The organism is Gimesia panareensis (genome assembly GCF_007748155.1).
Lineage (GTDB): Bacteria > Planctomycetota > Planctomycetia > Planctomycetales > Planctomycetaceae > Gimesia > Gimesia panareensis.
Genome location: NZ_CP037421.1, coordinates 1,501,402 through 1,521,996, shown reverse-complemented (window position 1 = coordinate 1,521,996; position 20,595 = coordinate 1,501,402). Strand labels below are relative to the sequence as shown.

19 protein-coding genes are annotated in these 20,595 nt (G+C 51.4%); 11 read left to right on the top strand and 8 right to left on the bottom strand.

Features of this window, described 5'->3' with window-relative positions; genetic code table 11:
* Nucleotides 1-45 precede the first annotated feature (45 nt).
* The 6 genes from Enr10x_RS05795 to Enr10x_RS05770 all read right to left on the bottom strand — a co-directional run bounded on the left by Enr10x_RS05795 (nucleotide 46) and on the right by Enr10x_RS05770 (nucleotide 5,525).
* Nucleotides 46-432, bottom strand: a complete 387-nt coding sequence (locus tag Enr10x_RS05795) for a metal-sulfur cluster assembly factor (protein ID WP_145104888.1) — start codon at nucleotides 430-432, stop codon at nucleotides 46-48.
* Between the two features lie 199 nt (nucleotides 433-631).
* Nucleotides 632-946 carry a non-heme iron oxygenase ferredoxin subunit gene (locus Enr10x_RS05790; protein WP_145448409.1) on the bottom strand — a complete coding sequence of 105 codons (315 nt, stop codon included), beginning with the start codon at nucleotides 944-946 and terminating at the stop codon, nucleotides 632-634.
* Nucleotides 947-982: 36 nt separating this feature from the next.
* On the bottom strand, nucleotides 983-2,335 hold the full coding sequence (gene sufD / locus Enr10x_RS05785) for a Fe-S cluster assembly protein SufD (RefSeq protein ID WP_145104884.1): 1,353 nt from the start codon (nucleotides 2,333-2,335) through the stop codon (nucleotides 983-985).
* A 124-nt stretch (nucleotides 2,336-2,459) separates the two neighbouring features.
* Nucleotides 2,460-3,884: a Fe-S cluster assembly protein SufB gene (sufB, locus tag Enr10x_RS05780; RefSeq protein WP_145104882.1), complete on the bottom strand. Its 1,425-nt coding sequence runs from the start codon at nucleotides 3,882-3,884 to the stop codon at nucleotides 2,460-2,462.
* Nucleotides 3,885-4,022: 138 nt separating this feature from the next.
* A complete protein-coding gene (gene sufC / locus Enr10x_RS05775; RefSeq protein WP_145104880.1) occupies nucleotides 4,023-4,829 on the bottom strand; it encodes a Fe-S cluster assembly ATPase SufC in 807 nt (268 codons plus the stop codon).
* A 72-nt stretch (nucleotides 4,830-4,901) separates the two neighbouring features.
* Nucleotides 4,902-5,525, bottom strand: a complete 624-nt coding sequence (locus tag Enr10x_RS05770) for a helix-turn-helix transcriptional regulator (RefSeq protein ID WP_145104878.1) — start codon at nucleotides 5,523-5,525, stop codon at nucleotides 4,902-4,904.
* Between the two features lie 475 nt (nucleotides 5,526-6,000).
* Between Enr10x_RS05770 and Enr10x_RS05765 the strand changes: the two genes are divergently transcribed.
* Both Enr10x_RS05765 and Enr10x_RS05760 read left to right on the top strand, forming a co-directional pair.
* On the top strand, nucleotides 6,001-7,704 hold the full coding sequence (locus Enr10x_RS05765; RefSeq protein ID WP_232093243.1) for an alanine/glycine:cation symporter family protein: 1,704 nt from the start codon (nucleotides 6,001-6,003) through the stop codon (nucleotides 7,702-7,704).
* 105 nt (nucleotides 7,705-7,809) lie between these two features.
* Entirely contained in the window at nucleotides 7,810-8,247 is a 438-nt protein-coding gene (locus Enr10x_RS05760; protein ID WP_145448408.1) for a universal stress protein, read from the top strand.
* Between the two features lie 10 nt (nucleotides 8,248-8,257).
* Here the strand turns inward: Enr10x_RS05760 and Enr10x_RS05755 are convergent, their stop codons facing one another.
* The gene (locus tag Enr10x_RS05755) at nucleotides 8,258-9,013 is read right to left on the bottom strand and encodes a 3-keto-disaccharide hydrolase (protein ID WP_145448407.1); all 756 of its coding nucleotides are present in this window, start codon (nucleotides 9,011-9,013) and stop codon (nucleotides 8,258-8,260) included.
* Between the two features lie 504 nt (nucleotides 9,014-9,517).
* On the opposite strand from Enr10x_RS05755, the gene Enr10x_RS05750 reads away from it, so the two are divergent.
* The 7 genes from Enr10x_RS05750 to Enr10x_RS05720 all read left to right on the top strand — a co-directional run bounded on the left by Enr10x_RS05750 (nucleotide 9,518) and on the right by Enr10x_RS05720 (nucleotide 17,777).
* Complete coding sequence (locus tag Enr10x_RS05750; RefSeq protein WP_145104871.1) at nucleotides 9,518-10,573, top strand: DUF3500 domain-containing protein; 1,056 nt, start codon at nucleotides 9,518-9,520, stop codon at nucleotides 10,571-10,573.
* 677 nt (nucleotides 10,574-11,250) lie between these two features.
* Nucleotides 11,251-12,135, top strand: a complete 885-nt coding sequence (locus tag Enr10x_RS05745) for a sugar phosphate isomerase/epimerase family protein (protein ID WP_145104869.1) — start codon at nucleotides 11,251-11,253, stop codon at nucleotides 12,133-12,135.
* A 287-nt stretch (nucleotides 12,136-12,422) separates the two neighbouring features.
* Nucleotides 12,423-13,130: a PTS sugar transporter subunit IIA gene (locus Enr10x_RS05740; RefSeq protein WP_145104867.1), complete on the top strand. Its 708-nt coding sequence runs from the start codon at nucleotides 12,423-12,425 to the stop codon at nucleotides 13,128-13,130.
* A 301-nt stretch (nucleotides 13,131-13,431) separates the two neighbouring features.
* Nucleotides 13,432-14,163: a PIG-L family deacetylase gene (locus Enr10x_RS05735; RefSeq protein ID WP_145104865.1), complete on the top strand. Its 732-nt coding sequence runs from the start codon at nucleotides 13,432-13,434 to the stop codon at nucleotides 14,161-14,163.
* A gap of 167 nt (nucleotides 14,164-14,330) precedes the next feature.
* Nucleotides 14,331-15,071, top strand: coding sequence for a PP2C family protein-serine/threonine phosphatase (locus Enr10x_RS05730; protein WP_145104863.1), 741 nt, complete (start codon nucleotides 14,331-14,333; stop codon nucleotides 15,069-15,071).
* Between the two features lie 22 nt (nucleotides 15,072-15,093).
* Nucleotides 15,094-16,674, top strand: coding sequence for a hypothetical protein (locus tag Enr10x_RS05725; RefSeq protein WP_145104861.1), 1,581 nt, complete (start codon nucleotides 15,094-15,096; stop codon nucleotides 16,672-16,674).
* A gap of 266 nt (nucleotides 16,675-16,940) precedes the next feature.
* Entirely contained in the window at nucleotides 16,941-17,777 is an 837-nt protein-coding gene (locus tag Enr10x_RS05720; RefSeq protein ID WP_145104859.1) for a hypothetical protein, read from the top strand.
* A gap of 6 nt (nucleotides 17,778-17,783) precedes the next feature.
* On the opposite strand, the gene aroH is transcribed toward Enr10x_RS05720, so the two are convergent.
* Entirely contained in the window at nucleotides 17,784-18,155 is a 372-nt protein-coding gene (aroH, locus tag Enr10x_RS05715; RefSeq protein ID WP_145104857.1) for a chorismate mutase, read from the bottom strand.
* A gap of 394 nt (nucleotides 18,156-18,549) precedes the next feature.
* On the opposite strand from aroH, the gene lpxD reads away from it, so the two are divergent.
* Nucleotides 18,550-19,650 (top strand): UDP-3-O-(3-hydroxymyristoyl)glucosamine N-acyltransferase, encoded by a 1,101-nt coding sequence (lpxD, locus tag Enr10x_RS05710; RefSeq protein WP_145448406.1) that lies wholly within the window; start codon nucleotides 18,550-18,552, stop codon nucleotides 19,648-19,650.
* Between the two features lie 46 nt (nucleotides 19,651-19,696).
* Nucleotides 19,697-20,590 (top strand): LpxI family protein, encoded by an 894-nt coding sequence (locus Enr10x_RS05705; RefSeq protein WP_145104853.1) that lies wholly within the window; start codon nucleotides 19,697-19,699, stop codon nucleotides 20,588-20,590.
* Nucleotides 20,591-20,595: the final 5 nt, after the last annotated feature.

Sequence of the window (20,595 nt, the reverse complement as noted above, 5' to 3'; positions counted from 1 at the left end):
TGGTAGATTGAGCGCTTAACCATTCTCTGTAACGGGAGAAGAGGTTTAGAAGATCCCCAATTCATCCCGGGCGTCGTCGGTCATCAGATCTGGCGACCAGGGAGGTGTCATCGTCAGTTGGATGGTCGCTTCATTCACATCATCCACACGCTCTAGAGCCATCTTAGCCTGGGTAATTATCTGTGGACCGGCCGGGCAGGCGGGGCTGGTTAATGTCATGGATACAGTAACTTTAGCAGGATCTTCTTCTGCGCGCAGGATCTCATAAACGAGGCCCAGATCCACGATATTAATATTTAACTCAGGGTCGATGACCTGTTTCAACGCCTCCACCAGCGCGTCGTCCCCTCCTACTCCCTTAAATGCAGAAAATACAGGGAGTTGATTCTCCTCTTTCTGTTCTCCAGTCTCATCTCTGGACTCATCGGACATGATTTTGATTCTCCTCCCGAAAGTGATGACGCCCTGTTTTGATCACTTTGTAAATGTAACTGTTGTTAAGCATAAATTCAGAGGATTCTTAAGAATAATCAGTAGTCATGCTTAATAATATGTTTATTTAATTACTGCCTCAAAGAGGCATAAGTTCTTACGTTAATTCAGTTGATTGAAAAAAAGCACGATTTCTTCGTCATGATTGAGGTCGAGCCAAGATTTTTTGATCTCTGACTTCAACTTCAAATGTACGAACCGGCTTAGTGGCAGGCATGCAGAGTGCTTTTCCGGATTGCAAATCAAAGCGAGCACCGTGGCGAGGACAGATAATCGCCCCATCTTCTATACAACCATCGGTTAACGGTTGACCGTCATGCGTACACACATCTTCAATCGCGAAGTACTGTTCCCCTACATGGAGCAGCAACACCGGAGTATCATCAATGAATACTTCCAGTCGGTCAGACTCTTTAAAATCGTCAACGGAGGCAATCTCTTCAAAATCGAGCATCTGTCTATTACTCTATTGTCTGCAACCAGTGAAAATTTACCGACCAAAACCTAATTTTTTGATAATTGCCTGATTCAGCGTCTCACGGACAGCTTCCACAGGAATTCGATCAAATACGGTCTGGAAAAACCCTTCCACGATCATATGCATGGCCTCGTACTCGGACATGCCACGTGACATACAATAGAAGATCTGCTCTTCATCAACCCGTCCTGCGGTAGCCCCATGCGTACACCGCACATCATCGGCTTCAATCTCCAGGCCAGGAATGGCATCGGCCCGGCAGGTGGGAGAGAGCATGAGGGAATCGTTGCGCTGATAGCCATTGGTCTGTTGACCTTCCGGCTCAACGCGGATCATTCCCCGCCAGATCGCTCGCGCCTGATCCCGCAACACCTGCTTGTACAACAGATCGGAACGGGTTTCAGGAGCATTGTGTCCCTGCTGAGTGTAGAACGAATGAATCTGTTTATCAGTCGAAAAGGTCACCCCATTGACTTCCGCTTCTGCCCCCCGACCATCCAGTACGACATCCTGATGGATATGCGCCAGTTTGGCCCCAATGCCCCCGACGGTCCACTGCAGGAAGCCATTGTTTTCCACGCGTCCCGCCTGGTGGGCAATATGCCAGACTTTGTGATTCCAGTTCTGCAGCTGCACATATCGCAGCCGGGCCTCTTTCGCCAGGATGAGCTCGACCGCGCCTACGTGCAAGCCAAGCAGATCAGCACTTGCAGAGGCGGTTTCCTCCAGGAGCGTTGCAGACGCCCCTTCTTCCAGGATGACCAGTGTATGACTGAAGTCAGCTGCCTTTTCCGACTGCAGGGTAATCAAGCTATGCAACGGGGCATCGACCACCACATTACGCGGCACGTACAAAACAGTGCCCCCTGTCCAGAAAGCGGCGTGCCACGCGGTGAAGCGATCACGCTGACTATCGACCGCTTTGGTCATGAAATGCGGCTGGATCAATTCACTATGTTCGCGAATCACAGTCGCCAGGTCACCAAAAATCACGCCTTTGGCAGCAAGCTCCTCCGACAGCTCACTGGAAATCAGCTGGCCGTCGGTATGCGTCACATGCCCGGCAAAGTCAGCCTGCCCTGTGAGCAGTGTCTCGGTCTGTGTTCCGCTTTCCTGTTCTGCCTGAGTTGAATCAGCAGTTGCAGACAACTGAAACCGATCCGGACGCAGAGCCCGCAAATCCACGCGACGCCACTCTTCCGGATCCAGTTCCGTTTCCAGAAGTTCGCGATAGCGCTGAAATGCCTTCCGCCGGGACTCAGTCACCCAGGCAGGTTCATCGCGCGTGGCCAGAAATGCTTCAAATGCTGCTTCACCAAAACCCGTGGGAATTTCAGCAGACGTGTTCACGGACGGAGTGCTCATTGTACTCTCTGTTTTACTTTCAATAACGGAATCGGAGCGAGTTCCATTGCTTTGAGCAATATTCGCTTTCAACCAGTTGATGAATTAAGAAATTTAATCGATGCGCGGAGGAACCCCTCACGAACTAACCAATCGAACCTTCCATCTGCAACTCAATGAGTCGGTTCATTTCGACGGCATATTCCATGGGCAATTCTTTGACCAGTGGCTCAATGAAACCGGTCACGATCATGGATGACGCTTCCGCTTCGGTTAAGCCGCGGCTCATCAGATAGAACAGCTGCTCTTCACCAATCTTGGAAACGCTCGCTTCATGCTCGATCGCGACATCATTGTCTTCAATCTCAATGTAGGGATAAGTATCACTGCGGCTTTCCGGATCCAGCAGCAGGGCATCACAGACCACGTTGGACTTACAGTGATCCGCCTTGGGATCGACTCTCACCAGACCACGATAGCTGGAGCGGCCGCCATCTTTGGAGATACTCTTGGAGATGATGCGGCTGGATGTGTTTGGAGCACAGTGCACCATTTTAGCTCCGGCATCCTGGTGCTGTCCCTTGCCGGCAAAGGCGATCGACAGGGTTTCCCCGCGGGCGCCTTCTCCCATCAGGAAGATAGCAGGATATTTCATGGTCAGCTTGGAACCCAGGTTTCCGTCGACCCACTCCATCAGTGAATCTTCGTAGGCAAACGCCCGTTTGGTCACCAGGTTATACACATTGTTCGACCAGTTCTGAATCGTGGTATAACGGAAGCGGCCTCCCTTTTTCACGATGATTTCCACTACCGCCGAGTGCAGACTTTCTGAACTGTAAGTCGGTGCCGTACAGCCTTCGACATAATGGCAGGAAGCCCCTTCATCCACAATGACCAGCGTCCGCTCGAACTGCCCCATGTTTTCCGAGTTAATCCGGAAGTAGGCCTGCAGCGGAAACTCGATGTGAACGCCCGGCGGAACATACACAAAGGAACCACCTGACCAGACAGCTGAGTTCAAAGCAGCATATTTATTGTCATCAGGGGGAATCACTTTTCCAAAGTATTCCTTCAGCAGATCGGGATGATCTTTCAGTGCAGAGTCGGTGTCGGTAAAGATCACGCCCTGTTTGGCCAGGTCTTCCTGCAGACTTCCATATACCACTTCCGATTCGTACTGGGCTTTCACACCAGCCAGAAACTTCTTTTCTGCCTCGGGAATCCCCAGACGGTCGTAGGTCTTACGAATATCATCGGGAACGTCATCCCAGCTGCGTCCCTGTCCTTCCGAAGCACGAACGAAATAATGAATATCCTGATAATTCAATTCGGAGAGGTCGCCGCCCCATTCGGGAGTTGGTTTCGATTCAAAAATCTCGAATGATTTCAAACGAAATTCCCGCATCCAGGCTGGTTCATTTTTCATCTCGGAAATCTGGGCGACGATTTCCGCATTCAAACCTTTCTGACCGGTGAATACATATTTGTCGGTGGGATCATGAAATCCGTATTGGTAATCACCAATATCTACGCTTTCATTTTCCGAATTGGTATCCAACCTGGTTGCCATTTCAACTTCTCCCACTTTGTATTAACGGACACATCACTCAAATTTGAGGATGCTTAGTTTTAAAATTGATCGCTTGCTTTCTCAATTCGGCCCTGCCCAGACGAATCACACTATCTGTGATCAAGGCCGGCCACACACTTAAACTGGTTCTACGGTTTCTGAAACTTCTTCGGCTGCCGCCTCTGGATGACGTTCGCGAATACTGGTGTAACCGTGTTCGTGTAACTCGGCTGCCAGTTGAGCATCGCCGGTTTCGACGATTCGGCCAGCCAGCATCACATGTGTGAATTGCGGCTGATTGAATTCCAGCAGTCGCTCGTGGTGGGTAATAATCAGTACGCCCATTTCCGGCCCTGAGAGTCGGCTCAATCCTTCGCTCACCACTTTGACTGCATCACTGTCCAGACCACTGTCGGTCTCGTCCAGTACAGCAAACTTGGGCTTCAACAGTGCCAGTTGCAGGATTTCCATCCGTTTCTTTTCACCGCCGGAAAAACCTTCATTCAAATATCGGCGGGCCATTTCCGGATCCATGCCCAGGTCTGTCATCTGCTCCCGCAGTTCCTTACGGAACTCACGCATCGGGATCAGTTTTTCACCTTCTTTACGTTCCGGGTCTCGTACGTTGGACATCGCATGCCGCAGGAAGTCGGCGACTTTCACACCGGGAATCACCACGGGATACTGGAACGCCAGAAACAGCCCCAGCCGGGCACGTTCATTGGGATCCAGTTCTGAAATATCCGTCCCGTCAATTTCAATTTTCCCCTGAGTAATTTCATAGCTGGGATGGCCTGCCATCGCATAAGCCAGTGTACTTTTGCCGGAACCATTGGGGCCCATCAAAGCATGAATCTCCCCCTGTTTAATTTCCAGGTTGACCCCTTTCAGGATCGGAGTGCCACTGACTGAGACATGCAAGTCGGTAATTTTCAACAAACTCATTTTTCGTATTTCATCCTGTCATTCAGAATTCGACTTGAATTCAGAAACCTCATAAAACGGAATTATGTTCCATCAACTGGACTGTGCCTCAAATTCACAGCAATGGTGCCCGTCCAGACAGCATTCAGAAAGATGCATCTTGGTGCCGAGCACGCGTTCAAAGACTCTCTGCTCCAGTTCGCAGATTGAAGCATCTGCACTGGCAATATCATGGTAAGGACAATTATGTTCCCGTAAAATCGGCAGTGGCCCGGTGTGATCCAGTTCGACCACAAACCCCCGCTCTTCCAGAGCCTGCTTGAGCTGCTCCATTCGCCCCTGGAGGGAGGGGGCATCTACGTTTCGACCATACTGTTGTACGAGCGCCGTCTGGATGCGCGATGCCAGGCGGCAGCGGAGTTCTTCGTTGTCGATCCCCTTGAGCTCGTCCCAGAGGATATTGGCCAGCTCAGCGTAGTTGTCGCCCAGCAGTCTCATTCCCAGACTGGTCACCGAATAGGTGTAGTGAGGTCGACCACGGCCTTCCTTGACTTGCGTCCGTGCGATCAGGTCCAGTCCCTGCAAACGGACCAGGCGCTGACGGACTGCCGTCGCTGTCACGCCTTCCTGTTCACAGATTTCCTGAATCGTGGCAGACTTCAGACGATTGAGCCCCAGCAGAAAGCTACGATCATTTTCATCAATTGAAACTCGCATCGGTCGTGCTCTCGTAAAGTAATAAGGGGAAACGGGTTCAAGTAAATATCACTTGCCGCCTGAACCACAACTGAAGAAGCCCAGACAGTTTTTGTCTCATTTGCTCTTTATACCAGCATCCTAGGCAGATTTGTTATTTTTGACAACCAATATTGTCTAAAATCGCCAATTGAGATTCAGTTTCAAAATCGCGCATGAATTCGCTGCTTTTTTCAGAATCGTCTTGGAGCGTAAATCTTTATTTGATAGTATCATACAACAATCAGGATCACCTGAAACAGAGTAGCGCTTTCCGGGACTGCCCAAAAACGGTCCTGTTCCAAACCTGAAGACTGACCAACCTGAACTCATTTTCTCAAGAAATGCTGTAACACAATTCAAATTCTGTCGCTCGGAACTGTACCTGAAGACGGAACACTGATGAAATCGGAACCAATCTCCGACTCTGTTAGCTGCAAATGGGAACCGACTGAAAATGAAATACCAAAGGCTACCTGCCCTCGTTATCTCACGCCCCCTGCTGATGGCAACTCTGACCATGATCTTGTGGGGAGGGTTAGCCTCCGCAACTCAAGCGCAGGATGACTCTCCTGCGGAGCAACCAGCCAAAACAGAACAGCAAACCGCATCTCTGGAAGCTGCCCTCGAAAAAGCCGAGGCTAAGGCAGATCAACCCGCCACTGGTGGGTTCGCTTTGGTTGAACAAAAAGTAGACGAGCTGTTTGGCCAGTTTAACAGCATCCTGGGAAGCTTGATTTTTTATCCGGTGCCCGTCACACCGACGCAGATCGAAAAGGGAACCGGAGTCCCTTTGGCGGTACTCTGGCTGGTGATCGGTGCCACCTATTTCACGCTTCGTATGAATTTCATTAATATTCGCGCCTTCAAACATGCGATTCTGCTGGTCCTGGGAAAATACGATAACCCGGAGGATGAAGGGGAAGTCACCCACTTCCAGGCTTTAACCGCTGCCCTGTCTGCGACCGTGGGCCTGGGAAACATTGCCGGGGTCGCAGTGGCGATCAGCACTGGTGGCCCCGGTGCCATGTTCTGGATGATGCTGGCTGGCCTCCTGGGAATGACCTCCAAATTTGCAGAATGTACCCTCGCCCAGATCTATCGTCGCATCAATCCCGATGGTCGTGTCATGGGGGGGCCCATGTGCTACCTGTCTACCGGACTGATGCAGCACTTCCCCGGCAATGGCGCCCTGAAAGGATTGGGAGGCTTCCTGTCAATTCTGTTTGCCGTCATGTGTATCGGTGGATCGCTGGCAGGGGGTAATGCGTTTCAGGTCAAGCTTTCACTTGGTGCCGTAGCAGAAACTTTTCCATTCCTGAAAGAGAACAGCTGGGTATACGGCCTGATCATGGCACTCTTTGTCGGGATTGTGATTATCGGCGGGATTCGCAGCATTGCCCGAACCACGGAAAAAATTGTCCCTTTCATGTGCGGTATTTACGTACTCGCCGGACTGGCAATCATTATCCTGAATATTCAAAAAGTCCCAGCATCGTTTATGGCCATCATCGAAGGTGCCTTTAACCCGGACGCACTGTATGGCGGAATCATGGGCGTGCTGATCATCGGCTTCCAGCGCGCGGCCTTCTCCAATGAAGCCGGCGTCGGGTCGGCCGCGATCGCCCACTCGGCTGCCAAAACAGAATACCCCGTCAGAGAAGGTATCGTCGCTTCCCTGGGACCGTTTATTGATACAATCGTGATCTGCACCATGACCGCGCTGGTCATGATCATTACCGGCGCCTACAACGATCCCCAATACGCGGATTTGATTGCAGCCAAGGAAGGAGCCGCCCTGACTTCCGAAGCCATGGATTCCCAGATTCCGTATTTCAAATATGTGCTCTCTGTCTCGGTCATCCTGTTCGCCTACTCGACAATGATCTCCTGGTCTTACTATGGAGAACGTTGCTGGGCGTTTCTGTTCGGCGACAGCCAGAAAGTGTCCATGGCCTATCGGATCCTGTTTCTGGTCTTTGTGGTCCTGGGTTCGATTGTCTCAGCCACTAACGTACTCGACTTCGGCGACCTGATGATCCTGGGAATGGCCTTCCCCAATATCCTGGGCGTACTGCTGCTTTCGAACCGGGTCAAAAAAGAACTCGACGGCTACTGGACCCGTTACAAGTCCGGTGAATTTGACCAACAGGGAAATTGAGCTGTTTCAAAGAAAGTGCAGCGTTGTTCTCCCTGACTCTGAATACTTATAATTAAGAGCGTCGGTTGTTTTCATCCTCTCTCAAATTCAGGAAAGCATGACATCATGAGTTACTTCCACGGCAAAAAAATTCTGGTCCCCGTTGATTTCTCAGAAGCCTCTCTGGAAGCGATCAAAAAGGCCATTGAAATCGCGGAAGATCCATCCTCAGTGACGGTCGTGCACGTGATGATCCCGCTGGACCTGGTTTCCCCTGGGGTGCTGTTCGGGGGACTGACCGATGAAAAACGCACCGATCACGTCAATAAACTGGCGAAAGAAGAATTCACGAAGCACCAGATCGAAGGGGTTACCTTTGAAACCCTGATCGGCGATCCCGGTATCAAGATCGCAGACTATGCGAAAGAGAAGGAAATAGAACTGATCGTCATTCCGTCACACGGCTATACCGGGCTGACCAGACTGGCACTGGGCTCAGTGGCAGAACGGGTCTTGCGGCACGCCCCCTGCCCGACTCTGGTACTGAGACAACCAAAGTCCTGAACCGCTTCGCTCAGGATTCGCCATCCTTTTTTGGTTTGGTGGGCGACTCGGGGGCTGGCGCGGGAGCCAGCACTTCGACGACCAGATTGCGGAAGTGAATTTCCGAGCCTTCACTCTGCAGGGCAATTGCCCCTTTACTCGGATCGCAACCGGTGACTTCACCCAGTTTGAGTCCGTTGATCATCACGGAGATATTTCCGGAACGACAGGTTAACACACACTTGTGCCACTTGCCCACAGGCAGATCCAGAGGAGTGGTTGGCGAAAGCTTGTTAGCTGATTTCGCACCACTGCCTGGAGTGGGAAACACGTAGCCGGCTTCGGGTCGGTGCAGTTGCACCTGAAATGCTTTGGGCCAGACCTTATCTGGTTCGGTTGTAAACAGTAAAATGCCGCTGTTGGCATTCGGGTCGCTGGGGTACATCCACTCCATGCTGAACTGGAAGTTTTCGTATGACTTCTGGGTCCGGATATAACCATATGGTTTCCCGGAACAGATCAGAACGCTGGGTTGATCTTTCACACCGCTGACCACTTTCCAGGTCACATTTCGATTGGCTTCCTTCGCTTCCTCGCTGACGAATTTCCAGTGATCCCAGAAATTGCCGCCATTGAGCAGCTTCTCCGGACCGGGCAGCGATTGTGGAGCTGGCGGGGCTTTCTTCTCTGGTACAGGGGCTTTTTTCTCATTCCCGGCAGGTGCTGCTGGTGTCGAAGACTGAGCCCATGCCAGCTCTGCCCCCCAGAGAAAACTGACCGCTACCATCAATAACAGTAATGAAGACCACCTTTTGATCAACTTGCCTGGCCAGGCGCAGACAGACACCTGTCTCCACTTATCCCGAGATCGATGATGGAAATACAACACGCTGATATTGCCCGACTTGACTGTTAAAAGAACCTGACTATGGAAATGTAGATAAAAGAACCAGTCATTCTAAGCCTACATTCATCAACATTCAATTATGCCCGGCGCTCCATCTGCCAGTTTTCAGAAATGGTCTGCCCTCGATCTGTGAACACAAAACCACATCAACAGACTAACAACGCCCTCAGGGGGATACCAGCACCAATTATCAGCATTTCGGGACATTGCGGAACTTCCTTAACGATTATAGGGCCCTTTCAGCGTCTGTTCGATGTCTGCTGTGTGTCTCTGAAACAGCCAGTTCCGGGATTTTATTTGACGGTCAAGTTCCGGGATTGATAAACTGATGGCTGGACCGGAACAATCTAACCTCTCTCCTTTAACACAAAGACTGGTGCTCTCATGCAATTAAATCCTGGCTCATCCGCAAACAATGACACACCCGACTTCCTGCAGATCTCTCGACGGCATTTCGTCAAGACGATGGGAGCCGCACTGGCGGGGTCCCCTCTACTGGGTGCAGAACATCTGCTGGCAGGTCAGACTGAGTCAGCAGCCAAAACATCTGCTCCGGAGCCACTGGTAAAAAAACTGTATGAAAGCCTGACTCCTGCTCAAAAATCAAGCGTCTGTTTTGACTGGAACCACAAAAGCAAAGGCGGCTTCCTGCGACAGAAAATCCAGGCGAACTGGAACATCACCAAGCCTTATGTCACCAGCGATTTCTACACCAAAGACCAGCAGGAACTCATCGAAGCAATCTTCTTCGGTCACTTTGATCCGAGCTGGCATAAAAAAATCCGACAGCAGTTACTCGACGATCAGGGTGGATACGGTGAAGAACAGTCACTGGCGATCTTTGGAACGCCGGGCACTGATCAGTTCCAGTTTGTAATGACCGGCCGTCACACTACAGTACGCAGCGATGGCGACAGCGCCGAACATCTGGCGTTCGGAGGGCCGATCTTCTACGGGCATGCTGCCGAGGACTTCAACGAAAAACCGGACCATCCCGGGAATGTTTTCTGGCAACAGGCGCTGAAAGCCAACCACGTCTACAAAATCCTGGACGGCAAGCAACGCAAACAGGCACTGATTCGCCAGGCACCTCAGGAATCACGGGTGCAGTTCAAAAAATCAGCCGATCAGATCGAAGGCCTGTCCATCGCGGACATGACCAAAGATCAGAAACAGGAAATGCAGAGCGTACTCAGCCTGCTACTCGAACCTTTCCGCACATCCGATCAACAGGAAGTACGGAAGTGCATCAATACCCAGGGCGGACTGGACAAGTGCCGCGTCTCCTTCTACCAGTCCGGCGACATCGGCAAAGATGAAGTCTGGGATATCTGGCGACTGGAAGGTCCCTCTTTTGTCTGGCATTATCGCGGTGCTCCACACGTGCACGTCTGGGTAAATGTTTCAGACGATCCTCACACTAAGATCACCACCACGTAGTGAGAACTTCCTGACCATCCACCCCTGTGCGTCACATGTTTTGTGAATTCATTTCCGCAGAACATGTGATGCACGGTCTATACCGTCTGATCATTCAGATCAGCGCTCATGATGTGCCATCAATGTACGTGGTACGTTCATTACAAGATGCGTACTTGAGACCATCCGATCAGGAAAGCAGACCTCATCTGTGACTTTCTGTCTGCAGGCGTTACCGTGATTGATTTCACTGACGGTAAAATCAGATTCCTGATTAACAGACACGATGATAGAGTGCGAAGTTGACTTGAAACAACACCATTTTTTAATAGAAGCAACCGGGATTAACAAAGCGTCAATTTTTTGTATTTCAAAATCATTCCTGAAAGAAACCGCTTGTAAACAGAAAGTTTTTTCAAGTCATCAAAACGATGATTGATGTCGGTTGACTTTCTGTCGCGATAGACAATATTGGTTGTAAGCAAATCAGGTTTTCTATTTTTAGTATGGAAATATATTCGTGATTGCTTATGATACGTCTCACGCGTATCGGGTTCTGAGCCGCCAGACTGGAATTCGGTTGTTCCAGAACCGCCAGACAGTTTTGTCTGGCAGATATTATTGTTATTGACAATCAAAACATCAGTTTTCGATTGAAAATATATACCTGATCTTCTCTCCAGACAGCAGGTGACCGAGTGACTAAAGAGCTTCTCTCACAGCAAAAAGTCAGTTCGTTCTCAACTCCAGCTTCCTCGATTAAAACAGAACATGCCAGTCAATCCCTTTCGCTGTTGGAGCGAATCTCAGTCAATCAGATCACGACCTACCACTGGTCGTTCAAAGAGAGCTTAAACGGTCTGCTCTCAGCAGGCATCCCTGCAGTTGGTTTGTGGAACCGGAAGGTTCTGGATCTGGAGCCGGCAGAAGCTGCAGAACTGGTCATCGATTCGGGAATGAAAGTCTCCACTGTCTCTCTGGCAGGGGGATTCACAGGCAGTAACGAATATGCATTCGAAGATGCTATTGCTGATGCCATTCAACTGATCTGTTTCGGCGGACAGGTAAATGCGGCTGCGATCCAGGTCGCCAGTGGTCCCCGTGCGGGACACACTTTGAATCACGCGCGCGATTTAACGATGGAAGCCTTAAAACGCCTGGGCGATGTCGCCTCACTGACCGGTACCCGGCTGGCACTCAAAACCATGCGTTCTCCACAGGCACGACACTGGACTTTCCTGAATTCGCTGCATGCGACACTGGAACTGATCGATGCCTGTGGGCACCCTGCAGTTGGTCTGGCTCTTGAACCGGCGTTGCTGCTTAATGAAGACAATCCCGAGCAGTTACTTGCTGAAATCATGCCCCTGATTGCATCCGTCCAGATTTCTGACTGGGATTCCACCGAGGAACTGATCACCCAGTTCCCGCAACTGGATCTGCTGGAGATGATCCATGACTCCGGTTACAAAGGATTCTATGACCTGGAAGTCTGGTCGGATCAGATCTGGCAGTCAGACTATGAATCCCTGCTTTCCCGAGTTCGACACGCCTGCCAGACAGAAGCCTCCCACTTCGAATAGCAGACGGACATCCGGTCCATTTACCGCGAACTGCTGTGAATCAGCACGTCGATTGATTGATTCTGAACTCTCTGATGGTTTACCATAAAGACCAGCAGCAATCTGCAGGCGTGTAATACCAGCTTCCAATACCCAGCCAGAAATTCCTCCCCCCGCTTACAATCTTGCTTGAGCTGGTACTCAGGTTGTCTTGTGTGAAAATTCCAGACCCGCATCCTGACGGAATGTGGTTAAGTGATACACTGATTAATCTGTCCTCGATTTCCACAAAGACATGGTACCCGGCAATGGCACATGAATCTTACAGCCTGGATGATTTAGCCAGACAGTTAGGTCGCGACAGACGCGAACTGGAAAAACTGGCAAACCGTGGCAGAATCCCCGGCCGCAAAGTCAACGGCGAGTGGTTATTCCATTCCACGGAGATTACTCACTGGCTGGAACACGAAATGCGCAGCTACTCCACCTCTGAACTGGAACTGGTGGAACAGACACATCCCACAACTCAGCTGGATTCAGAGCATCTGATCAGCAGCCTGATGCCCGAGGAACTGGTGGAAGTTCCCATGGATGCCCGCACAAAACGCTCTGTTCTGGAAAGCCTGATCGAAATCGCAGGTCGAACCTGGCAGATCTGGGAACCAGCGACCGTCCTGACGGCAGTTCAAGAACGCGAAGAAGCCTATCCGACTGCCTTTGAAAATGGTGTCGCGATTCCCCACCCCCGCAATCCGATTCCCGATGCCGTGGGGGAACCTCTGATCGCGTACGGCAGAACTCTCTCGGGCATTCCCTTTGGCGCTGATAAGGGAGGTCTGACTGATATTTTTTTTCTGGTGATCTGCTCCGACACAGCCACACACCTCTCAGTCCTCGCACGACTGGGACGGATGCTGCAACTCCCCGATTTTGTCGAAAAGCTACGCGAAGCGGCGACTCCGCAAGAAACCAGGCAGGTGATTATCGAAGCAGAAAAGCAGGTCGCAGAACAGTGACCACCTGGAGATATACGGAGATCCTGCCCAGCCGATGCTGCCACTTCTGAAATTCATCAAACTCTCACACAGGACACTTTCCGGCCATCGATTCGAGTGATTCTAAAGATAAACCGGCAGCGATCATTGACGAATACTCCCTGAGCACAAAGAATAGTTTTCACTGCTCGTCAGATCGGCGCCGGCTGAAACCTGCACCGCAAACCTCAGCCGCTTAGAACGCCCCTTCCCGCAAACGCCTGAGCAGACTGTCTGAATCTTCAAGATTACTCAAATATGCGAACAACAGAGAATCGCTGTTATGAACTTAGAACTTCCTGAACCCCTGGATGTCATTGCCGTCGGTGCTCACCCTGATGATGTCGAAATTGCCTGTGGTGGTACACTCGCCAAACTGGTCCGACAGGGCTATCGAGTTGGTATCATCGATCTCACCGATGGTGAGCCCACCCCCCTGAGTCCCGGGCCGGAACATCGCCTGGAAGAAGCGCGGCAGGCAGCAGAAATTCTGGGAGTCCAGGTGCGCGAAACTCTGGAACTGACTAACAGGAAACTGTTCGACAGCTTTGAAAACCGGGTAGCGCTGGCAACATTGTTTCGCAAATACCGACCCAAAGTAGTACTGGGGTTGGCTGGCAAAACTCCAATGGCATCCCCGGACCACTGGCAGGCGATGCAGATCACTGATGCAGCCGTTTTTTATTCGCGACTTACGAAATGGAATGAACATTTCAGCCACACTGAACCACATACAATTCAGAAACAGGTCTGGTATCCTCTCGGTTTCGGTTCCCTGAACTACCCGGAAGGCAGTGGACAGTTTGTAGTGGATATTTCAGAAACGATGGACCAGAAGCTCGAATCCATCCGCGCTTATCAGTCTCAATTCCCCCCGGAAAAGAAACGCGTTTACCGCCTGGTCGAAAGCCAGAACCGGCTGGTCGGCACCAGTGCCGGATTTGAAGCGGGAGAGCTTTTCATTTGTGCCACCACCCTGGGTGTCCGGGATCTGGTACAAACCGTCTGTCCCTGACATTGTTCCTAAGACGCTAAAAAACCAGCAGATACGGCATTATTAAAATTTCCATCGCCATGAAAAGATGTTATGATACTCTCAGAAATCTCATAGATGTCTCCCGCAGGCACTGTGATTCTTCCACCCCAATCTGAATTTTCATCGACGCACATACAGGCTCATTAATGGTTGAAATTCGTTACGGTACAGTCAGCATCACCGGAAATTTCCGCGAGAATAATGAAGATAATTTCTTCATCGATCAATCCCGGAAATACTTTCTGGTCGCTGACGGTATGGGTGGACAGTGTGCCGGAGAAAAAGCCAGCCAGTTAGCGGTTGAGTTGATTCCCAAACAGCTCGACGAACTGATTGATTTCAATTCCCATCCCACAGAGGAAGTCATTCAGTCGATCGACAAAGCAGTCGCCCACGCCAATGGCGAAATCATGGCCCTGGGAGAACTGGATCCCAACTGTCGCAGTATGGGAACAACCATCGTGTTTGTCGTCCAGGTGGGTGGCAAGCTGTTTATCGGCGGGGTCGGCGACAGTCGCGTCTATCTGCTTCGAGAAGGCAGGCTGCACCAGCTTACCACCGATCACTCGCTCACGCAGGCCCTGGTCGATGCCGGCACCATTACTCCCGAAGAAGCGTTAACTCATCGTTATAAAAATGTGCTCTACCGTTACCTGGGAACCAAAGATGGCAGTGCGGGCACACAGGCCCGACAACTGGAACCACAATCACAGGATCGCATCATTCTCTGCTCGGATGGCGTCACTGACGGGATTCCTGACGAAAAACTGCAGGAGCTGCTCAGCCAGTTCGATGATCCTCAGCAGGCAGCAGAAGAAATTGTCAAGGCGGCTCAGGAAGGTGGCTCGAAAGATAACATCACCTGTATCGTGCTGCATGTCAGCTGACCCTTTTCCATCTGGCTGATCAATGCGAGTTCGATCCCTTATCCCGTTTCTGATCGCCATCATCCTGACCCTGTGCCTGCTCGCTTCTGAGACGATCCCACTGGGTATCCCGGGAGAGTGGACCTGGCAGCGAATCCCCTTCAATGGACCGGCCCTGCTGTTTGGTGTGATCATCTCCCTGATTCTGTTCATCGTATACCTGTTCATAACCCTGTGGGGACTGTCTCGGATTCGTGACTGCAGTCGCGGCGAGTTAGCCGTCTGGTTGACGACCTTAGCAATTTGCAGTTTCCTCTGGTCCTTCTATCTGCAAGACGCACCGCCGGCTGAATACTCCCTTTCCAAGGCGCCCTTTGTATTGTATTACAAGGGCTCCTCCGGTTACTTCACGGAAGCGAACACGGGAATTGAGAATGTTTCTGACTATCTCGCTCAGTATGAAACGAAAATGGAAGCCGGCGATGTTCTGCATGAAGGCACACATCCACCCGGGCTCCCGCTGTTCTACCGGGCTCTGATCCGGCTCTGTGAGACTTCTCCCGGACTGCAATCGTTCCTGATCGAATCGCAACCCGCATCCTTTCAGTTCGCCAGCGAAATCATTGCCGAGACCACCGCGATGACACCACATCCGCTTACACAACAGGATCGTGCCGTGCTCTGGTGTGCCACTCTGATTACACTGATCGCTTCTGCCCTGACTGTGATCCCCCTGTTTCTGCTGGCGCGTGAATTCAGTTCGCGTCACGTCAGCTGGCAGGTCGCTGCGTTCTGGCCCCTGGTCCCTGCCGCTTTGATCTTTCAACCTAAGTCAGATGCACTCTACTCCGTGCTGGCTCTGCTGTTTCTTTACAGTTGGGTTCTCGCCTGGAGACGCCATTCTGCTCTCTGCTTCGTGCTGGCTGGCCTGCTGATCTGGAGTGGACTGTTTCTAACACTCGCCTTTCTACCGGTTGCGCTCTGCGCCGTCCTCTACTCGTTTTTCTGTGCCTGGCAACAACGCACCGCAACACCCCAAAGTAAGTTCCCCTGGAAACGACTGCTCAGCGCTGCCGGCTGGAGTCTCTGTGGATTTGGTGTGCCTCTGGTCCTGCTCGGACTGCTGTTTCATCTGAACCTTCCCCGAGTCTGGTTGCTCAATCTGCAGAATCATGCCGGCTTCTATGCGGAATATCCCCGCACCTACTGGAAGTGGCTGCTCTTGAATCCACTGGAGATCAGCCTGGCACTGGGGCTACCACTCACCTGGCTGGTCGTGAAGTCACTTTGTCGACGACATTTCCAGGCTTCGACTGCAGGTGCGACTTCCCCCACTGGACTATCATCCCTGTTATTTTCCACTGTGATTGTTCTCGGTCTGCTCTGGCTCTCTGGTAAAAACATGGGAGAAGCGGCCCGACTCTGGCTCATCTTTCTCCCCTGGTTACTGTTGTGGACCATTCCCTTCTGGCAAAACCGGGAGCAGCTGCGGGAACAGTCTCAGCAGCCTGTGGAATCATTTTTCAAACAGCAGTCCATCTGGATCTATGCCCTGCTGGCCCAGGCGGTCGTCTGCGTAGCGACCGTCTATCGCGTCACTGGATTTCATTTCCCTCCTGGATAGACATCGCAACCTCAAATCCATTCGTGATAGACCAGCGCTGCTACATTCCCTACAACCCGCCAAGTCGGAATTCCCGGCAAAACAGTCTTCCCGGCCGACGATTCTCGACGATAAGCATTCTGTGCGTCTCCTACAGATCAACTGCTCAAAAACGGCCGTATTACTTTTCAATGCGGATCCAGATCCTGGTGGGCATGAATTCGTCGGATTGTTCTTCAATCCGTGATACCAGATTTTTTCCAGAGCCAGACTGCAGGTAGCCTCCCATGGCGAAGTTCAAACATCGTTTATCTTCACTGCTCTGTTGCCTGAGCGGGCTGCTGCTGTGTAGCGCGGGCTGCTCGAATGAGTCCCTGGAATACACCGAGCTGAAACAGATTAATGAGAAGGTGACAGAGGCCGAGCTGAAACGCTATCTCAAGGTCGTTGAGCTTCTGCCTCAACAAAAGTTGCCGACCTTCCCCTCGGTATACGCGCCGGCACCGGCCTGGAGTCATATCCGTTCGCTGCCCATCGAAGACCTGGTGAACAGCGAACAGACGAATCTCTCCCTGCTCTGGGAAGTGGAACGCATCCGGGATCAGTTCGGGATCCGCAATCGCAGTCTGAAAAAAGCGCTCCGCCGACGGGATATGTCTAAAGAACAGTTTGTCAGTTATACCCTGGCCCTGGGACTGGCAGCCAGCCGCAACCAGCTTCGAGAAGATCAGAATCTGGAAGATGTCATTGAAAAGGGCAACAAGACCATCCACCAGTTGCAACTGGATAAACGCCCTTTCTCCTCGCTTTCACTGGAAGAACGGCACCGTACGCTACACGAAGCCATGTGGATTTCACGCGTCAACCGGGCGGAACATCTGATTCAGGTCCCGCCGGAAAATATGAACCTGGTCAAGGCACACTGGGACGAACTCCAGAAAGTGCTTCCACCGGAATTTCTGAAAAATCCCCTGGATGAACTCACTGACATTCTGGAAGAGCGCGGCATCCCCTTCACTTTTGCGAAAGATGATTCCGATGAACTGCTGCACTGGACATCGACCAATGCGATCATCGGCAGCGATGAACCTGATCAGGAACCGAAGCAGATCAAGATTCAGTAAACCAACCTACTGAGCCGAAGCGACATCCGGTCGAAGTTTCTGGGCCTCGTTCAGGTAGACATGCACCACTTCCGACTGCTTCTGGTCCGTATTGACATGAATCATGACGCGAATGCAACGGGGCATGGCCCCTTTGACCGCGATTTCAGAAGCACAGATTAAAGGCACCGATTTCATCCCCAGTTCGCGGGCTGCTTCCGCAGGAAAGGCCGACGTCAGGTCAGGAGTCGTCGTAAAAAAGACGGATACAATATCTTCGAAGTTCTCAATCCGATTCGCTTTGAGCAGTTGCTCCAGCAGTTCGCGTGTCGCAGACAAAACCTCTGCCGAAACGTCCTGAGTTACTGTTGTTGCACCACGAATTCCACGTACCGACATCGTTAATACCAAACATTCCTGAAAAATCGACTGCCGCACAACTGAACATTAACACCAGCCAGAACGACCTAATCAACCTAAATTACACTCAATCGTTGAAAACAATATCCTACCTTATTCTTCGGCTGTTCGCTACCAGTGGCATTCCTGAATTCTGCCGAGTCTCAACCCCCGCCCCAAAGAAGAATCATCGATAGCTCTACCACTTAACATCCGGTGTATTCGGAGCGAGTCTTTACTGACTTAAAAAATGCTCTTGCGTTACTTTTGCGAAATCAGGTAAAAAACGCCTGAATCCGGGAAATGATGAAATAACAGATGCCATGATGGTATTCCCGGATTCTATTCAGACAACAGATATCGCAAACGTGCATCTTTCGGAAAGGACTCCTTGATGTCGACGACGGTTGAGTGGATCGCTCAAGAACTGAATTGCCCGGCCCGTGGTAATCAGAGACTGGAAATACACGGAGCGGAATCCGTTCTCAAAGCGGGTCCACACGATATCACCTTTGTAGGTGATGAACTCAATCTGAAACGTCTCAAGTCGAGTCAGGCCGGCGCGGTAATCATTGAGCAGCGGCTGGAAGAATCTTTTCAGAAAGCATTCGAAGAAAACCCGATCACCTCCCTGACCGTGGTTGATGCTCAGGCCGCCTTTATCAAGGTCATTCAGAAACTACGCCACGAGCGAGAACTGCCTCAGATTGGAATTTCTTCTGCAGCAGACATCAGCGATGAAGCCACGATTGGAGAAAACTGTGATATCTATCCGCGGGTCACGATTCGCCCCGGAGTCAAAATCGGAAACAACTGCCGGATTTATCCGGGTGTCTATATCGGCGATGACTGTGTCCTGGGAGACGATGTTACCATCCACGCTAACACAGTCCTCTATCCGGATGTGAAAATTGCGGATCGCGTTCTGATTCATGCAACTGCCGTCCTGGGCTGCGATGGATTCGGTTATCGTTTCGAAAACGGACGATATATCAAAATTCCCCACCTGGGCAGTGTTCGCATTGAAGAAGATGTTGAGATCGGAGCCGGAACGACGATCGACCGGGGCATGATTGGTCCGACGGTCATCGGGCAGGGAACCAAGATCGATAATCAGGTGATGATCGCCCACAACTGCGAGATCGGCAAACACAACGCCTTTGCCTCACAGGTCGGTTTTGCCGGCTCCATCACCACCGGTGACTATGTTCGCTGTGCAGGCCAGGTCGGCATCGCAGATCATGTGCATATTGGCGATCAGGCCACTCTGGGAGCGAGAGCCGGCGTCCACCGGGATATCCCCGCAGGCGAAGTTCATATTGGAACTCCCGCGGCCCCTGAAAAAGAACAGCGGAAAATTGTGATGTCTATCCGCAAAGTTCCCGAAATGCGGAAACAGCTCCGTGATCTGGAACAGCACATCAAAACACTGACACAACAATTTGAAGCCCTGAAAAATACCAGTCAGATCAACGACGAATCAGCGCTAACCTGAGTCTTCATTTCACCACCCGTTTCAACGTGAAACTCACAGATTAACGATGAATAATACATTGCAAACCACCACTACCGATTCCCGACGACAGATCGGACTGCTGGCCGGTGCGGGCCGCTTTCCCATCGTCTTTGCGGAACAGGCGCAGCAGCAGGGCTATTCCGTCTGCTGCCTGGGCATCTTTGGAATGGCCAGTGATGAACTGATGGAAATCTGCGATACCTTCCACTGGATTCCCCTGGCGCGCATTGGTCGGGCGATCAAACTGTTTAAACGGGAACAGGTCAGACGCGTGATCATGGCAGGCAAAATTGAAAAAACCGTCCTGTTCAGCCCGTTTCGGATATTCAAACTGCTACCCGATTTTCGCACGCTGCATATGTGGTATCGCTATGCCAGGGAAGACCGGAAAGATGATACCCTGCTGCTGGCGGTGATCAAAGAATTTGAACGTGACAATCTTTATTTCGAATCTGCCCTGGATTATTGCCCGGAGTTACTCGTGAAGCACGGATTTCTGACCAAACGACGTCCCAGTCAGGCCCAGTGGGAAGACATTAAAATGGGTTGGGACATTGCCAAACAGATGGGCCAGTTGGATATCGGACAAAGCATCGTCATCAATGACAAAGCCGTGATCGCCGTGGAGGCGATTGAAGGGACCGACCGTGCCATCCAGCGGGCAGGCCAGCTCTGCAAGCGGGGCGGATTTACCGTAGTCAAAGTTGCTAAGCCTCAGCAGGACCGCCGGTTTGACGTCCCGACTGTCGGCATCAAGACATTGCAAACCATGCACGAAGCTGGAGGCAGAGTGCTGGCTATCGAAAGTAATCAGACCATCATGATCGATCAGCAGGAAGTCGCAGACCTCGCAGACAAACTGGGGATCTCGATTGTCTCACTGAATGAAGAAGAACTCTCACTGCAGCTCGCGGGATGATCCGG

Coding starts and splice junctions, on each gene's coding strand:
- Enr10x_RS05750 (WP_145104871.1), top strand. CDS start 9,518: ATGCAATTAAATCCTGGCTCATCCGCAAACAATGACACACCCGACTTC.
- sufB (WP_145104882.1), bottom strand. CDS start 3,884: ATGGCAACCAGGTTGGATACCAATTCGGAAAATGAAAGCGTAGATATT.
- Enr10x_RS05755 (WP_145448407.1), bottom strand. CDS start 9,013: ATGGTAGCGGTCAGTTTTCTCTGGGGGGCAGAGCTGGCATGGGCTCAG.
- Enr10x_RS05730 (WP_145104863.1), top strand. CDS start 14,331: ATGGTTGAAATTCGTTACGGTACAGTCAGCATCACCGGAAATTTCCGC.
- Enr10x_RS05795 (WP_145104888.1), bottom strand. CDS start 432: ATGTCCGATGAGTCCAGAGATGAGACTGGAGAACAGAAAGAGGAGAAT.
- lpxD (WP_145448406.1), top strand. CDS start 18,550: ATGTCGACGACGGTTGAGTGGATCGCTCAAGAACTGAATTGCCCGGCC.
- Enr10x_RS05770 (WP_145104878.1), bottom strand. CDS start 5,525: ATGCGAGTTTCAATTGATGAAAATGATCGTAGCTTTCTGCTGGGGCTC.
- Enr10x_RS05740 (WP_145104867.1), top strand. CDS start 12,423: ATGGCACATGAATCTTACAGCCTGGATGATTTAGCCAGACAGTTAGGT.
- Enr10x_RS05735 (WP_145104865.1), top strand. CDS start 13,432: ATGAACTTAGAACTTCCTGAACCCCTGGATGTCATTGCCGTCGGTGCT.
- Enr10x_RS05705 (WP_145104853.1), top strand. CDS start 19,697: ATGAATAATACATTGCAAACCACCACTACCGATTCCCGACGACAGATC.
- Enr10x_RS05790 (WP_145448409.1), bottom strand. CDS start 946: ATGCTCGATTTTGAAGAGATTGCCTCCGTTGACGATTTTAAAGAGTCT.
- sufC (WP_145104880.1), bottom strand. CDS start 4,829: ATGAGTTTGTTGAAAATTACCGACTTGCATGTCTCAGTCAGTGGCACT.
- aroH (WP_145104857.1), bottom strand. CDS start 18,155: ATGTCGGTACGTGGAATTCGTGGTGCAACAACAGTAACTCAGGACGTT.
- sufD (WP_145104884.1), bottom strand. CDS start 2,335: ATGAGCACTCCGTCCGTGAACACGTCTGCTGAAATTCCCACGGGTTTT.
- Enr10x_RS05765 (WP_232093243.1), top strand. CDS start 6,001: ATGAAATACCAAAGGCTACCTGCCCTCGTTATCTCACGCCCCCTGCTG.
- Enr10x_RS05720 (WP_145104859.1), top strand. CDS start 16,941: ATGGCGAAGTTCAAACATCGTTTATCTTCACTGCTCTGTTGCCTGAGC.
- Enr10x_RS05725 (WP_145104861.1), top strand. CDS start 15,094: ATGCGAGTTCGATCCCTTATCCCGTTTCTGATCGCCATCATCCTGACC.
- Enr10x_RS05760 (WP_145448408.1), top strand. CDS start 7,810: ATGAGTTACTTCCACGGCAAAAAAATTCTGGTCCCCGTTGATTTCTCA.